Source organism: Paraburkholderia sp. Ac-20347, assembly GCF_017104805.1.
GTDB lineage: Bacteria > Pseudomonadota > Gammaproteobacteria > Burkholderiales > Burkholderiaceae > Paraburkholderia > Paraburkholderia tropica.
On record NZ_JAAGPN010000049.1, the window covers coordinates 1 to 14,836 of the forward strand.

Consider the following 14,836-nt stretch of genomic DNA (forward strand, 5'->3'; position numbering starts at 1 on the left):
AGCGCCTGGTCTGCGACCAGCCGCTTGAGCCGCTGGTTTTCCTCTTCCAGTTGCCGCAAGCGTCGCGCTTCCGACACATCCATGCCGCCGTAGCGACTACGCCAGTTATAGAACGTCGCATCCGATATGCCGTGCTTGCGGCATAAGTCTGCGACCTTCATGCCGGCATCGGCTTCCTTCAGCACCCCGATAATCTGCTCTTCGCTGAACCGCGACTTCTTCATGACAAGGTTTCTCCTGCGGCCTTGCCACTAACTTTACAGTGGGATACTTCTGAGGGGGAAGGTCACAGGAACCCTACAGGGGCCGCCAGCGAAGCAGACAGGGAAATTACGGCACGACATGTGCTCAATCGCAGCCTTGCAAGCTTTCCTGCCTTAAGCGTACTAATGCGTGCGGGGTACACCACTGATCGCTGCAACCTCATCCTGACTCGAACTGGCTGCCGCGCGCCCTAGGCGCAGCTTGTCCTGGTCTCGCAAGTTTCGTGTTGGCGGTACTTCTTAAAACGGGCCAAGGTTTCAGTGCTCTTGCACTTACGCAAAAAACTGCAGTTTCTGACTGCCGTGAGTTTGCAGCGCTCGCGCGGCCTGTCCGCCCCGTGCCGGCAGGCATGGTGTCTGCACTTACGGAACACCATCACGCCCCCCGAAGCCGCTTCTAGCGCGTCCATATGCCGCCATCTCGTCAGACCAGTTCCGTCTCTGTCTGCCCGACTGGCACAACACCGATTACCTTCCAGGCGAACGTATCTTCGTTTGCAAGGACGCGTAGATGCTCATCGAATGCGTACGCCGAGTCAAATACCTCAGATGTCGCCGTGATCCGGATAACCTGTCGGCTGACATCGAGAAATTCATGCTCAACGATCTCGAATCTGCCATCCAGCGTATGGCACAGGGCATCGAGAGTAGCGCTCCCCCTACGCCCTACTGGATGAAAAAAAAGGACTTCAAGCGCGTCATACATGAGCCGCTCCCCTTCTAGACTGCCACCAAGTTGCCTTGTTATGGATAGTAATACCAAGAAACTTCAGGAAAGCTTTCGAGGGTCGTCCCATAGGAACGTTTGATCACCGCAAATACCGTCCCTGAATTTATCGGGTCTGGGTGACCATACCGGCACGCCGCACGCGCTTGCTCGCACACCAAGAAGAGCAACTTTCCCCATTGGTTCATTCTATCTTGCATCACATGCTCGCGGTGTCCAAGGACAGGTGTGCAAACGTGTCAGTGACGTGTTCTGTGGCGGCGGAGGTGAGCAGTCGAGAGGAGCATTTCATCACAGTCGCTATCTGTTGCGGCTTCGCCGGCCACCACGACTTGTACCTCCGTGGCAAATGCGCTCTCGAAGGTGTCCCGCGCGTGTTCCAGACATTCAGCCAGGGTGCCATCCCCGGCATTCGCCGCGGCCTGAGCCGACGCCTTGATGGCAAGACCGAACACTGTAACAGCTTCGTCCCACGTCAAGCCCTCGCCCAACACGTCCTCGACATATCGCTCGACCAGCTCGGCCGCTTTATTCCGTAGTTCACTCATGTCAATGGGAGCCTCTCGTCAATCTTCATGCTTTCCTTCATCGCAGGTATTTTCAAAATACAATCCTTCCGCGCGATGCTGCCTATACCTGCCGTCGGGCAGCAACTTCAGCCTTTCGAATGCTCAACTGAATCCGTCAACTGCGCATTCAAATATTTCTTCTTTCGATGTCATACAACGTCGATAATTGAGCTAGCCACAGCAGTCGAGGCGCCGTGGATCGCATCCCCTGCGCTCCAGGATGAATAGCCTGCGACTGGCTGAGGCGTGTCACTCGGAACTCCGCTTACGCTGCTTCACTGCAGGTTGCCTCCGGAACCACAGACGCGTCTCCCTTGCCTTGCGAACCACATAAGCCGCGGTCGCAATCGAAAAGATCATGGAAAATCCGATCTATAAGCTTGTCGCTTCGACTCTCGATACACTCCGATCGATGACCCGCTTCCGTCTAACAAAGAGTCAGGCCAGATAGGGACGGGAGAGACCATTCTCTCTCACTTCGACGAAATAAAGCGACCAGTTTTCCCCTATCAGAGCAGCGGCACGATGAACGTGCACCGTCGCGGAAATGAGCTGGAGCGATTGTGGTTGGTATTCGCGCACAAACTGCCTCCATGCAACCTGGCGCCTTGAGTCATCGAGTGTATCTACTACGCTTTGGATTTCCTTTGACGTCCTAATACCCTCCAGGCAAAACGCGGCTGGACTCGTCAGGTAATTCGCTCGATCAGGCGTCGACGCCTCGGCAGGCTTCCAGACCAAACGTCTCCCCGCAATCCTTTCTTCACAATACAATATGCGCCCCGGCACCTTCAACGCCTATTGACAGCGAGCGATAGCATCATGGCAGGCAAGAAAACCGGCCACTGCGCCGCACCCCGCACTAAAGCGTTGCTCCTTCCCATGCCGCGCCAGCGTGCGTCCGAACTCGTGCTACGCGCGCGACTTACGCTTGAGCGCCTTCGTCGCGGTGAAGTTGACCGCCCGCTCGTCAATCAGCTTGCCCAGATCTGCCTCATCGTTGGCTTCATTGCAGCGGACGGATACGGTAGCATCGCCAGAGCGGACGTTCAAATGGCGGAGCACGAACTTGGTGGCCTGCTGCGAGGATTTGAGCAAACGGGACAATGGCCCGACCGCTCCTCCGAACTGGTGGACAGCGTGACAGCGATCGTCAACGAATACGACCATTTACTCGCCACGGTCCGCCTTGAAATCATTGCCCAAGCCAGCGATCACCTCGAGCGGCTCAAGGCCATCGCCTCCTCCTCGATATCTTCTGCTCCCGAAAAATCCGGCACACTGGATCGCTGAACCGCTCATCATGAGTTAGCTGGCGGACGGGCTACCCCGACAGCCTCGCACGTTTCAAAAGAATAAAACGTGCCACCATTCGACGCTCTCCGATACATGGTAAAGGGATATTTCCACTTCGCCAAAGGGGACGGATGAGCTTATTCTGAAGTAGCGCGTATTCGTGACGACTTGCCGCGAAGCTGCAGACCGTTGCTGCGCCTGCGGCGAAGAAAATACCGCTCGGCCTCTACAGCAAGCGGCCCGAGGTTTCAGGCGACCTCGTTTGCCTTCATGCTTTCCATCGCCAGACACGCAGCACCCGAAGCGGGGACAGTTCGTCACGGACAGACGCATCAGCACAGCAAGATGATGTGGCAGTGCTCCTGCCAGCCGCACCACTACGGTGCTTCTGGTTGCTGTTGTAATTCGCACCTGCTCTGCCCATACGTTATCCCGGTTTGGAGCACCCACTCCCGCCCGAAGAGCCCACCTTCGCTTCAACGATGCCAGGTCGGCTGATCACCCGCCGGCGACATCCAGAATTCCCCCTCCAGCCGCCCCATTTCCGCATGTCCGATGAACCGCACGACACAGACGGCCGGACCGGGGATGTTCGTTATGACAAGCGGACACCGCCTCGCAGAATGACTATAGACGGCTGACAGACATCCGCCAGCGTACGCTGAACACGCATAACCGCCCGCTCACTTGCGAGCGCCGTTCACTGCGTCTTTGAATGCCTTGCCCGCCGTGAATTTAATTGTCTTCGCGGCCGCAATGCTCATCTCTTCGCCGGTCGACGGATTGCGCCCCGTACGGGCGGCGCGGCTCCCTTGGCTAAACGAGCCGAATCCGACGATCTGCACAGTGTTGCCCTTGGCCACCGCTTTCGTGATCGCATTGATAACAGCATCGATCACCTCGCCTGTGACCGCTTTGCTCTTACTCGTCGACGACGCGACGGCATCAATGAGGTCTTGTTTGTTCATGTACATTTTTCCTCTAGCAACAAATTAATGGTCAGCCCCGCATGCGGTTGCTCGAATGGGGGCTTGTCTCGAGTGCAAGTGCGCACCGTAACGTGAAGCAGGGAGACTAGCAAGCCTTGGCTGGCCATAGGCGCGAAACACGGAATGGCGCCGCTCAATCCGCGTCGCAACTTTCCAGCATCAATGGCGGGCAGTCCGGTCCGACAAAAACGCCGCCATCCGCGCGCGACGCCGCTGTCCGTGCAGATCAAGACTATTCCCATGCGCCCGCTGAAACTTCTCACATCACTCTGCCAGCCATGCGCAAGCGCTTCAGGCGGAGCTAGCATCTCGTCGAACTCGCACGCGTCAGATACCTCACGATCTAGGCGGCGTGCCCATCGAGCGCTGACCGGCTCCGACCTGTCGAGAATGGGGCGTGGCGACAGCGACCTCGCTCGCACGGGCGCCCAGAACGTGTCGCGCAAAGGAAACCGGCTGGATAACGCAGCCGCAGAGCGTATCCTGGCGCGGTGACGCCGGGGCATGTATCCATCGGCAACGCTTCAATGGCATCGAGTCACTTCAGAAGCCGGCACGTTATTTATATCTATTGTCTGCGACAACGACGAGCACATCAGGCCACGCCTGTGCGGCTCGAGTCGTGCGAAGTCCAGGCTGCAGAACGTGAGACGGCAGCGGTCATGGGTGCACCACCGCTGGGTGAGGATGACATGAAGCGCGCCTGAATACGCTACACGACCCGCGATCGGACTACGGCGGGCACAACCCCATAAAGAGAGCCGATCGAGGCGCGCACCGGATTTGCTGTCAGCCACTTGCCAAGGCTATATCGACCGGAATGATGTTCGCATATCCCAATCCGAACGCGATACGCGAGCAATTCGACGCGGCGCTTGAGGAAGCCGAGAAGCGTTTCGCGGCGGCCGAGGCTGCAAGACGTGTCCACCCCGGCGACACCGTCGAGTTCGTGCGCGCGGAAAGTGCCTACAGGCGCGCGATGTTAATTTACCACTCGTGCGAGCTTGAACTCCGAACCAGCGGAACACTGAACCGCTCGCGGCGCCATTCCACCTGCAAGGTCCTGCTGTACGGCCGCGGAGAATTGGTCAGGGCGTCACTCGCCGACTTGCTCCGGATCTGGGGCTACAAGGCCACCGTGACGGCAACGCTGGCAGCGATGAGGACTGCGCGCAAAGAGCTGTCTCACGCTGCCGCTGTCGCGTAACTTGATCCGGGATGCAGCGTCGCATTGATGGAGGGTGTGAAAGGAGCAGGCCTCCCCTTCCCGGTCCTCTTCGTGACGGACGCGCTTCCGACTGTCCCTGATCCTCGTCACCCCTGCTTCAGGATGTGCGCGCACCGGACCACAGAGCGGTGCCGGTGCCGGTGCATCTGCCATGCAGTGAACTGGAGCGCTTGGTACGGCCGGGGTCTGTTCGTCCTTGAGGGGCGACGTCCGATCAAGACACTCCCCCTGAAGCCAATCGTCGGGCTGGCTGGCGACGGACGCGCTTTGTCTTCTCACGCGATTTGTCGCCGGCGGGGCACGCCTGCTTCGCATGGCCAACTCTCTCACCGGTCGCTTGCCATGATGCTGTCAGCTTCCGCGATGCACTTCATTTTCAGGCTGACCGCTACGGACGGCGCAAGGGCACACTTCGGCGGCTTCACGCCTTCTGGTTACTGGATATTATTAAGGATGACGAAATCAGGTACGCCATCCCTACGTGAGTTCTGGGCGCTGCGGCTCCGGTCGATATCCGGGTCGCCTCCGCCATGCTCCTGGTCACCCAGGCCCGTCGCCACAGATCCGGTCCGCACCAGCACACCTTCCACTTCATCGTGACGCGAGATCAGGCGCTCCCGCTTTCGTGGCGCGCGCATCCCTTGCGCCGTGCAGTTGGCAGAACTCAAGCTAAAGCGGGTTGCGAGCGGGCCTGTGCCTCTTCGCACCTGAAGCGAAGCGTGCCGGCGAGTGCCGTGCCCTGCAATCAGCACCGGTCCTCACGAAAGAGGTCATCGACAATCCTGTGTGCCGCATCCGAGCCGCCCGCAAGCGCTGCATCCTCGGTGCCGAATGAACGCCCGCCCGCTTCCCCGAAACGTAGCGGAGAAAACACCGCTATGGCGTTGTCCGCCTGGAATATCCTGATGATCGCGATGTACCCCGTCCCGACCAGCGAAAGCCGGTTCGTCCCAAAACAGGAATCAGGTTCAACGCGGACCTCGAGCCTGAACCCCTCGTATTCGTATGTGCGCGTCATGTTTGGTCTCCTATCTGTCCTGCCGGCATGCCCGCACACCCCGCATGGCTTCCAGGCGCGCGCAGACCGCCGCGAATTCGCTGGCTGTTACACGCGATAGCGCAATCTGCACGTCGTCGAGATCGGCATCGTCCTCTGACTGCTGCACGATGAACTGCTTGACCCGTGCGCTACCGGTACCCAGCGCACGATGAACCGTATCGAGCGAGACGCTGCCGCGTTCGACCAGGAGCTGGATGTTGCGCTGCTGGCGCACGGAGATAAAGCGCCGCTCCAGTGGCTTCACGCCGGCCAGGATGAGCAGGATGATGACGGTGGCACCGATCGCTGCGGTGTACATGCCACCGCCCACTGCCAGTCCCACGCCAGCCACCGACCAGAGACTGGCTGCTGTCGTCAGGCCGCGCACCACTTCGCCACGCAGGAGGATGGATCCCGCGCCGAGAAACCCGATCCCCGACACGACCTGGGCTGCAACTCGGGATGGATCAAGCACGACGTTCTTCTCACCCAGCACATCGGCAAAACCGAATGCCGACACCATCATCATGAGCGCGGCGCCGACGCAGACGAGCATGTGGGTACGCAGTCCTGCCGCCCAGCTCAGTCTCTCCCGCTCGAAGCCGATCACGCTGCCGAGCAGGGCAGCGATCAGCAGCCGTGACAGGATTTCGAGGTTTCCAATCATTTCCCGCTCCCGATCGTGATTTCATCAGCCGGCAGGACGAACACACGCAATTGTGGCATTTTTGTGACGTTCACGACACTCACACACAAGCCGGTCGTCGCCAGGCTCGCCTATCCGCTGGCGACTTTCAGGTCGCTCAGCAACGGCACCAGGATCGACCACCTTGATCGCGTATCGCGTGAACTGCGGCTTGCGCTCGACGGCAGCGGATCCAGCCACAGCACGCCGGGTCTGGTGGCACGGCCCAGATAACGTACTGCCCGATGAAAGACCGGGTGAGGGGGCGTCCCCTTCGCTGCCGCTGCGGACCGGGCTTTCGCGCTTCGCGTCGAGCCGCGTGACGCGTCTCGCCCCTGCTGGCGTCAATCCCTGACGCACAAACCTGAACCCTCAACACCCTCGTCACACCCCGGTCAGGTGGCGGCCGCACACGGCCTCCACGATCGCGCTCGCCGCGCGGCGGCTCATCCCGGTCAAACCCGGCGCTTCGCATCCGCCGCTCTCCTGGGTTCCCGCCCGACACCCGCGACCGTAGCCGGTGGCAGCCAGACATCAAGGGGCGAGGGACCGTGTCGCCCGCACCCCTCCCTCGCCCTTTTCCTTGACGTCTGGCTGCCACCGGCTCCTTCAGCCGCACGGGCGCGAACTCAGGAGACTGGCGGCAGCACAGCCGGCACCGGGTTCCACCGGGACGAGCCCAACCCCTACGGGGCGGGCGGAATCTTGGAGCCCGGTCAGCGCAATACCCCTCAACCTCCTTGCTGTGGAGAGTGTCATGCAACTCGCTTCCTCCTTCCGTTACGGCTCCCCGATGCTGCGTTCCGACTCGCCCCTCACGGACGAACAGATCCGCCGTGTTGCCCCTTCGATCTTTGCGGACGGTAAGCACGAAAGCCGCTCCGAGCGCTACACCTACATTCCGACCATCGACGTGCTGCGCGGCCTGCGCAACGAAGGCTTCCAGCCTTTCATGGTCTGCCAGACACGCGTCCGTCATGACGACCGTCGCGAATTCACGAAGCACATGATCCGCATGCGGCACGCCGACGAAATCACCGGCGAAGAAGCCAACGAGATCATCCTGCTCAATTCGCACGACGGCACCAGCAGCTATCAGATGCTCGCCGGTGCCTACCGCTTCGTTTGCCAGAACGGCATGGTCGCCGGGGACACCGTGCGCGATATCCGCGTGCCGCACAAGGGCAACATCGTCCAGAACGTCATCAACGGTGCATTCGACGTGCTCGACGGCTTCGACCTCATCCGCGAGCAGAAGGACGGCATGAAGGCCGTCACGCTCGAGCGCGACGAACAGCACGCGTTTGCGCGCTCCGCGCTCGCGCTGCGCTACGACCCGACCGAGACAGACACGCCCGCCCCCATCACTGAAAACAGCCTGCTCGCCCCGCGCCGCTTCGAGGATCGCCGCGACGATCTCTGGACGGTATTTCAGCGGGTTCAGGAAAACCTCACCAGGGGCGGGCTGCACGGTCGCTCGCGCAGTGGGCGCTCCATGTCCACCCGTCCTATTACCGGCATCGACCAGAACGTGAAACTCAACCGCGCGCTGTGGATGCTCGCTGACGCCATGCGTCAGATGAAGGCGTAGCCGCGACCGGGCAGCGTCCGCTGCCGCCCCCATTCATTTGATCAGGACTCCTTTCCGGGTCAAGTCCTGACGAGCATTCTGGTACCGACCCGGAGCCTTTTTTCTACCTTCTGGAGTCAATCATGTAATCCCAGGTTGAAACCACCGTGGTCAACACCGCCGAAACGGCCTCCCCGCTCGAAACCAGTTTCGGCGACGAGCAGCCGGTTGTCACCGTGCCGTATTCCAGTCTTCGCCCATCGCCCCTCAATGTCCGTACGAAGCCCCTGTCCGGCATCGAGGGTCTCGCCGCCAGCATCCGCGCCAAGGGCCTGCTGCAGAACCTTGTCGTCCACACCATGAAGGGCTCGCGCAACAAGCGGCAGACCTACGGCGTGTGCGGCGGCCGTCGACGCGAAGCCGCGCTCGACCTGCTGTTCGGGCAGAAACACATCGCCACCGACTACCCGGTGCCGGTGCGCATCGTCAGCGAAGGCGAAGCCCTTGCGATTTCGCTCATCGAGAACAGCGAGCGCGAAGGACTCGACCCGTTCGACGTACTGCGCGCATACCGCATGCTGGCCGAGGAAGGGCGAAGCGTCGATTACATCGCGGCGCTCTTTTCCGCATCGCCGCTCACGGTCAGACGGCGCATGAAACTCGCCAACGTATCGCCCAGACTGCTCACGTTGCTGCGTGAGGATGCGATCACCCTCGACCAGCTTGCCGCCCTCGCCCTCGAGGACGACCATGAAACGCAGGAGCATATATGGTTCGACGCGAACGACTGGCAGCGCCAGCCCAACTACCTGCGGCAGGCCATCACCCGCGCCGAGATCGACGCGAGTCGCAGCCGTCTCGTGCGCTTCGTCGGCCTCGCGGCCTATGAAGCGGCTGGCGGCTACGTGAGGCGCGACCTGTTCAGCGACGACGGGAACGCCGGTTATATTGCCGACGCCGAACTGTTGCAGCGCCTCGTCGCGCAAAAGCTCGACGCCGCCGCAGAGGAAGTGCGCGCGGAAGGCTGGGGCTGGATCGAAACGCGTGTCGAGCGCGATTTTCTGGAACTGAACCGCTACGGGAGGCTTCGCCCGGTGCAGCGTCCCTATACGGAGGATGAACAGCGGGAAATGGACGCCCTCACCGCACAGCAGGACGAACTCGCTGAGAAGATCGAGGCACTGTCGGAGGACGACGAAAACGCCTACACGGAAGCGGACCGCCTCAACGACGAAGTTGAGCGGGTCAACGCCGCACTCATCGACCTCGAAAGCCGCAGTGTGATATGGGAGGCGCAGCAGATGACAGAGGCGGGCGCATTCGTCATCGTCGGCCAGCAGGGCGAACTAGTCATCGAGCGCGGGTTCGTGCGCCGCGAGAACGCCAGCACGCTCGAAGCGGCGGGCGCACAGGTCACCGGCACGCCCGATGCCGAAGCCGACGAGGCAGTTGCCGCCAGGGCACCGAAAATCCGGCCCGTTCACAACGCGAAGCTCTGCCAGCGCCTCACCGCGCACCGTACCGCAGCCGTGCACGCCGAACTCGTCGCGCAGCCGTCTGTGGCGCTCGCGGCCCTGCTGCATCAACTGGTGCCGAAGGCGTTTCCCGATCACTTCGGGCATACGTCTGCGCGCGACTTCCTCGCGCTCACCGGCACGAGCAATCAGGACAGCCTCCTGCGCGCCGCCGACGATCTGCCCGCCAGCCCCGCGTGGAACGCCATTGAGGCACAGCGCGCGCGCTGGATCGCGGAACTCCCCGCAAAACGGGCCGACCTGCTGCCGTGGCTGATCGAGCAGAATCCCGGCACAACGCTGCTCGACCTGCTCGCGTTCTGCACCGGCACGCTGCTCGAAGGCATCACGGCGGAAGAAAAGCCGCATGCGATTAACGGGCTCGCGGGCGCGTTGAACCTCGACATGACCCGGTACTGGACGCCGACGCGCGCCACGTATTTCGATCATGTAAGCAAGGCACGCATCGCAGAAGTCGTGTCCGCTGCCGTCTCGCCCAAAGCCGCCGCCGACCTCGAAAAGATGAAGAAAGCGGACGCGGCAGCCGCCGCCGAGCTTCGGCTCGCGAAGGCAGCATGGCTCCCGGAAATACTCACCGATCGTGCAACCCCGGTCACACCGTCATGGGAAAGCCGCAACGACAACGATAACGACGAGGATGAGGACGAAGGCGGTTGTGACGACGACAGCGCGGACACCGCGGACAGTGCGGACGAAACGCTGGACGACGAGCACGCCAACGCGGAACCGGATGCCAGGAACGGCACCGGACACGTCAATGGCACGCCTACCGGCGAAGAAGCCGCCCCCGTCGCCAGTCGCCCGCTCACGCCGTGGCCCTTTCCGACTGCCGACAACATGAACGGTGCGCAATCCGGTCCGCTCGCGGCTTAACCACCACCCCTCGCCCCGGCAACGGGGCGAGGCAGGCAGCAGACCGCATTGCTACTTATTGCTGTGCGTATTGCTTTGCATTGCCGCCGCCTGCCTGCACCGGAGAAATCACCATGACCAACCGTATCGACATGGCCGTGCTCGCCGCCAATAGCGAAGGTGCGCCCGACCTTTACCTGACGTTTGTCGAAGCCACCGACCTGCAGTACAACGAAGGCCAGCACTACGACATGGCCATTGCCCGCGCCGAAGAGGAGGGCTATCGGGCACCGATGATCGCCTTCGACCCGAACGACGCAGCTTCTCGCATGCTCCGCGACGCCGTCTCGTTCATGGACGGTGACACCGGCGAGGTATGACCCATCCGGCTAGACGGTGCACCGTCTGCCCGCGCCCTATGACTGCCCGCCCACCATCCGGCCAGCCCACCTGCACTTGCCGCCACCAATATCGCGATCAACCCACACGCGACCAGCCCATAGCACGCCCGCCTGAGCCGCCGCATGACGACACGTTCGAATGACGCGAGTGCCCCGTCAATCCGCTTCTGCTGTTCACGTGCAGCAACCGCCATCGCACCCACGAGCCGGTTTCCGGCGACGAGTGCAATCCGGTTCGTCGCGCGACGCGTGAGTCCGGTCAACGCCTCGTCACTCAGCGCGGCAAGCGCGGCGCGATAGCGCGCTTCGTGCTCGGCTGTCATCTCTTGCGCCAGTGTGATCGTTTCCTTGCACCGTGCGAGAGCCTCGCGATGCTGCGTCATCAGTGCCTGGGTCGCTGCGTACGCTTCGGCCCGCGCCGCATCGACACCGCCCGTGCCCGCCTGCCGGATACGTTCCGGTATGGCTTCATACAGCCGCGTGTAGTATTCGAGCACGGCCAGCACCGACCACAGCGCGTCGTTATCGCGCAGGTTCAGCGCCGCCGACACGCGGCGCATGCGCAGCAGGCTCGCGTCGTCCGGTGGTCCACCACTGACTTCGAGAAAAAGCCGCGCGAGCGGATCAGGCGGCCCCGTGCGCCGCGAACGACGCTCACGCATCGCCTGTCACCCGCGCGAACATCGCGTCGTAGCACGACCGCCAGCGCAACAACTCCGCGCGCTGCCCGATGGGGAGCGTCTCAACCGCCTTGCGCACCGACAGCCGCTGGCTGCGCAGATCATCGGCAACGCGATCGGCCAGTTCGGGAAAATCCAGTGATTTGCCTTTCGCCTCGATACTTTTGCGCAGCTTCGAATCCTGATACAGCACGAAGCGCTCAGGTGTGCCGTAGTAGCCATTACGCACGACATGCACCGTCGCCTCGGGGAACGTCTCGCTGAACTGTCGCAACAGTTCGAGACTGTCGCGCTGCCGGTTGATGACCCAGAACACGACGAGCCGACGTCCGAGTTCATCGAGCGTACTGCTCAGGGTCGCGCCGTATCGTGTGACGCCATCCTGATTGCGCGCGGCCGTGCTGACCACCACGACCGCATCGCGGTGCGCGTCACAGTAGTTCACGAAATCGATCCATCCCCCGGCCTTGTCCAGATCGAACGAAGCGCAATCGACTTCCTCGTGGACCGCGCGCATCACGTCCGGGTTCGACGTATCGTTTTCCACCAGCACCGTATTCACGTTCCGCCGCTGCAGGTAGTCCACCAGCGCGAGCGCGACCACACTCTTGCCGACACCGCCCTTGCCACCGCCGACGAGATAGATAGGATTGACTGTCGTGTCGCTTGTCGTGTTCATGACGGCTCCCTACAGATCGTCGGAATCGGGCCGGATTGCGAATCCGAGCGTGCCCTGCACCGGCATGAGTTGTCTCGTTACGGTCTTGCCCCCGTCCTTGCGGACCTGATTCGTGTGTGACGGATCGCCTTGCGCGCGCGGCGATGACGCACTAACTGTGCCCGTCGCGCGCGCGCCCGATGACGCGCGAGCGCTGCCACTTCCGGCACCGCTGCCCTTTCCGGCTGCGCGCAGCGCATAGCGGATCGTGCCCGCGGTGATCTCGATTCCCTGCGACTTCGCCTGCTCCGCGATCTGCTCCAACGTATAGCCCTTCGCCTGTGCCGCGCGCACACGTGCGCGTATCTCCTTCATCGCCTCGCGCACCGGGACACTGCGCTCGGCATCAGGCTTCTCAGGCAACGCATCGAGCGCGCTTGCAAACGCCTCCCATTGCGACTTCGTATAACCCTTTGCGACAGGCATGCTCACCCTCCCGCGCACGCCGTGACGCACGGCCCTGGAGTTATCGTGCGCAGCGCGAGCGCGCGCGTCAAGCACGTCTTTCGCAGGGAAAACGCAAACGGGAAGCGATGGGAACGCATGGGAACACGCGAGAACAACGCATTTTTTTACGCACGTCGTACACATGCAACAGCCACTTGTTCACGCACGACCGCTCGCACCGGATGCGCGCAATGTCCGCGATTCATGCGCCGCGACGACGCACAGTCATTTGCCTTCGGTACACCGCGCCTTGGCTCCGGAAAGGCATGTTTGAGGCATCAGGTGACGCGACCGATGGCAGCCGGGCAACGCAGCAGGTGCGCATCCCGGTTCGCACCCGCTCACACCATCTCTACGCACCCGGCTGCACTTTTCCTGCTCACCTCATGGAGAAGGGACTGTCCTGTTTGAGACGCGGGAACACGCACGAGATCGCTCCATCCATCCGCACCGGGTTCGCACTTTTCAGGACAGGGCACGCACACTGCGGTATGCAGGTTCGACGCACGACGAAGGACACCATCGCGCGCAGGGTTGCGCAACCTTTACGCACTCACGTACGCACCGCGCTGACGCTGAACGAGCGACCTCTACGCAAACAGTTCGCATGCTATTCGCACCGGATAGTGCAGAGCCTGAACACGCGGTTTACGCGGGGACGGCGACCTCTGCGCAAAACGTTTACGCCGGGCGACAAAAAAACGCACAGAAAACACGGTATTGCAGGATAGGCTCCCCCCGGTTTCTGGCGCCTTGAGCTTGGTAGGCGGACTTTGATGAAATGCCGAGCCCGTCCATTTTCTGCCGATAACGAACTGGACCGGGTGCGTACTAATTTCTTGGACAGCAATGGCGACGCCGATGGTGAATGACTGCTCCTCTTGCATGCACATCACAGCGCCAGGCGCATCAATTGCGTGTTGCCCATAGACTCGAAAGACTAATCGGCACCACCATCGGTCAGCTGAACAATGGGGTCCACGCCGTTTTCGACTTCCGTCGGGTTGGTGAAATGCGTCATGCAGCGCTTCTTCGCGAGTTCAATTCGACCCAGATTGATGACGACACAGATGATTCTGTTGGCACCTACCATCCTCGTGCCTTGAATGACATTCGGTCCGATGCCGTCGAGACCAAACAAGCCGACAATTACGCCGACTTCGACCTCGCTGAAAACACGACGATTCGAATGCCCGACGTTATGACCTTACCCTCGCTGCGAACACCATTCGTAAGTTAGCAAATTCGGCGTCTGATGCTAGCCCAATTTCCGTCCAGTCTTAGCAGGAATATTCCGGCTTATCGGGGCAAGCCGGATTGGCCCGTTAGATACACTGCCGTGCGAATTCCGTCGGTGTCATCTACTACAATGCAGCCGAGGTGACGCGAACGACTCAGTCGTTCGCTCTTCCGTTTGACACTCCTACCCCTCAGGCGCCTTCTGGTCGGCTGCCCCCCTGCACATCAGCGACCGGCGGGGCGGCGAATGTACACAAGAGATAGGCTTAACCCAAGCCAGTTGATCAGTCACCGATCTGACGCCCGCGACGTTTTCCGCGCACACCCGCGAAGCTTCATGAGCATGCTCATCGAAGATGATGCCGCTGAGGTCGACGACCCCGAGATGAACGTCCACCCGAATGAGGCCGGACCGATGTTGCGTCGCCAGACCAGTGATGATCTCCTCACGAATCTTTCTGTCGTCGATGGACAGGGTTACGTCGACGGAAGTCTCTTCAGCAGAGCCAACACCAGGTCCGCCCAGCCGACCATTCCCAGCAACCACCCGTTTCACGCAACCAGTAGACGCTTAACCCAATGCGATGAGCTTGACCAA

Annotated in this window: 14 protein-coding genes and 1 pseudogene; 5 read left to right on the forward strand and 10 right to left on the reverse strand. The window is 61.4% G+C overall.

What is annotated here, in order from left to right; translation table 11 throughout:
• From G3N97_RS12290 to G3N97_RS12300, 3 genes are all read right to left on the reverse strand, one after another.
• On the reverse strand, window positions 1-224 hold a 224-nt coding region (locus G3N97_RS12290), incomplete at its 3' end, for a transposase (protein ID WP_205993456.1).
• A gap of 463 nt (window positions 225-687) precedes the next feature.
• Entirely contained in the window at window positions 688-969 is a 282-nt protein-coding gene (locus tag G3N97_RS12295) for a hypothetical protein (protein WP_205993457.1), read from the reverse strand.
• Window positions 970-1,229: 260 nt separating this feature from the next.
• Window positions 1,230-1,538 carry a hypothetical protein gene (locus G3N97_RS12300; protein ID WP_205993458.1) on the reverse strand — a complete coding sequence of 103 codons (309 nt, stop codon included), beginning with the start codon at window positions 1,536-1,538 and terminating at the stop codon, window positions 1,230-1,232.
• 843 nt (window positions 1,539-2,381) lie between these two features.
• On the opposite strand from G3N97_RS12300, the gene G3N97_RS12305 reads away from it, so the two are divergent.
• A complete protein-coding gene (locus G3N97_RS12305) occupies window positions 2,382-2,852 on the forward strand; it encodes a hypothetical protein (RefSeq protein WP_205993459.1) in 471 nt (156 codons plus the stop codon).
• A 686-nt stretch (window positions 2,853-3,538) separates the two neighbouring features.
• Here G3N97_RS12305 and G3N97_RS12310 read toward each other — a convergent pair.
• Window positions 3,539-3,823, reverse strand: coding sequence for an HU family DNA-binding protein (locus G3N97_RS12310; RefSeq protein ID WP_205993460.1), 285 nt, complete (start codon window positions 3,821-3,823; stop codon window positions 3,539-3,541).
• An 844-nt stretch (window positions 3,824-4,667) separates the two neighbouring features.
• Here G3N97_RS12310 and G3N97_RS12315 point away from each other — a divergent pair.
• A complete protein-coding gene (locus G3N97_RS12315) occupies window positions 4,668-5,051 on the forward strand; it encodes a hypothetical protein (protein ID WP_205993461.1) in 384 nt (127 codons plus the stop codon).
• A 766-nt stretch (window positions 5,052-5,817) separates the two neighbouring features.
• Here G3N97_RS12315 and G3N97_RS12320 read toward each other — a convergent pair.
• Entirely contained in the window at window positions 5,818-6,090 is a 273-nt protein-coding gene (locus tag G3N97_RS12320) for a hypothetical protein (protein WP_205993462.1), read from the reverse strand.
• Between the two features lie 10 nt (window positions 6,091-6,100).
• Window positions 6,101-6,778: an MgtC/SapB family protein gene (locus tag G3N97_RS12325; protein ID WP_205993463.1), complete on the reverse strand. Its 678-nt coding sequence runs from the start codon at window positions 6,776-6,778 to the stop codon at window positions 6,101-6,103.
• A gap of 775 nt (window positions 6,779-7,553) precedes the next feature.
• Here G3N97_RS12325 and G3N97_RS12330 point away from each other — a divergent pair.
• The 3 genes from G3N97_RS12330 (at window position 7,554) to G3N97_RS12340 (ending at window position 11,133) form a co-directional block, all read left to right on the forward strand.
• Complete coding sequence (locus tag G3N97_RS12330) at window positions 7,554-8,387, forward strand: DUF932 domain-containing protein (RefSeq protein WP_205993464.1); 834 nt, start codon at window positions 7,554-7,556, stop codon at window positions 8,385-8,387.
• A 146-nt stretch (window positions 8,388-8,533) separates the two neighbouring features.
• Entirely contained in the window at window positions 8,534-10,774 is a 2,241-nt protein-coding gene (locus G3N97_RS12335; protein WP_346778060.1) for a ParB/RepB/Spo0J family partition protein, read from the forward strand.
• A gap of 113 nt (window positions 10,775-10,887) precedes the next feature.
• Window positions 10,888-11,133, forward strand: a complete 246-nt coding sequence (locus G3N97_RS12340; protein ID WP_205993465.1) for a hypothetical protein — start codon at window positions 10,888-10,890, stop codon at window positions 11,131-11,133.
• Here the strand turns inward: G3N97_RS12340 and G3N97_RS12345 are convergent.
• The 4 genes and pseudogenes from G3N97_RS12345 to G3N97_RS39405 all read right to left on the reverse strand — a co-directional run.
• The gene (locus G3N97_RS12345) at window positions 11,034-11,816 is read right to left on the reverse strand and encodes a hypothetical protein (RefSeq protein WP_205993466.1); all 783 of its coding nucleotides are present in this window, start codon (window positions 11,814-11,816) and stop codon (window positions 11,034-11,036) included. The two genes, G3N97_RS12340 and G3N97_RS12345, sit on opposite strands and share 100 nt — an antisense overlap.
• Window positions 11,809-12,513 (reverse strand): protein mobD, encoded by a 705-nt coding sequence (locus G3N97_RS12350; RefSeq protein WP_205993467.1) that lies wholly within the window; start codon window positions 12,511-12,513, stop codon window positions 11,809-11,811. Before G3N97_RS12350 ends, G3N97_RS12345 begins: the two co-directional genes overlap by 8 nt.
• A gap of 9 nt (window positions 12,514-12,522) precedes the next feature.
• On the reverse strand, window positions 12,523-13,008 hold the full coding sequence (locus G3N97_RS12355) for a hypothetical protein (RefSeq protein ID WP_346778061.1): 486 nt from the start codon (window positions 13,006-13,008) through the stop codon (window positions 12,523-12,525).
• A gap of 770 nt (window positions 13,009-13,778) precedes the next feature.
• A pseudogene (locus G3N97_RS39405) lies at window positions 13,779-14,199 on the reverse strand (zinc-binding dehydrogenase); the annotation flags it as partial.
• Window positions 14,200-14,836 lie beyond the last annotated feature (637 nt).

Bases quoted from the DNA above. Each gene is read 5' to 3' on its own strand.
- G3N97_RS12305 (WP_205993459.1), top strand. From the start codon at position 2,382: ATGGCAGGCAAGAAAACCGGCCACTGCGCCGCACCCCGCACTAAAGCG.
- G3N97_RS12345 (WP_205993466.1), bottom strand. From the start codon at position 11,816: ATGCGTGAGCGTCGTTCGCGGCGCACGGGGCCGCCTGATCCGCTCGCG.
- G3N97_RS12320 (WP_205993462.1), bottom strand. From the start codon at position 6,090: ATGACGCGCACATACGAATACGAGGGGTTCAGGCTCGAGGTCCGCGTT.
- G3N97_RS12330 (WP_205993464.1), top strand. From the start codon at position 7,554: ATGCAACTCGCTTCCTCCTTCCGTTACGGCTCCCCGATGCTGCGTTCC.
- G3N97_RS12340 (WP_205993465.1), top strand. From the start codon at position 10,888: ATGACCAACCGTATCGACATGGCCGTGCTCGCCGCCAATAGCGAAGGT.
- G3N97_RS12310 (WP_205993460.1), bottom strand. From the start codon at position 3,823: ATGAACAAACAAGACCTCATTGATGCCGTCGCGTCGTCGACGAGTAAG.
- G3N97_RS12300 (WP_205993458.1), bottom strand. From the start codon at position 1,538: ATGAGTGAACTACGGAATAAAGCGGCCGAGCTGGTCGAGCGATATGTC.
- G3N97_RS12295 (WP_205993457.1), bottom strand. From the start codon at position 969: ATGTATGACGCGCTTGAAGTCCTTTTTTTTCATCCAGTAGGGCGTAGG.
- G3N97_RS12350 (WP_205993467.1), bottom strand. From the start codon at position 12,513: ATGAACACGACAAGCGACACGACAGTCAATCCTATCTATCTCGTCGGC.
- G3N97_RS12315 (WP_205993461.1), top strand. From the start codon at position 4,668: ATGTTCGCATATCCCAATCCGAACGCGATACGCGAGCAATTCGACGCG.
- G3N97_RS12325 (WP_205993463.1), bottom strand. From the start codon at position 6,778: ATGATTGGAAACCTCGAAATCCTGTCACGGCTGCTGATCGCTGCCCTG.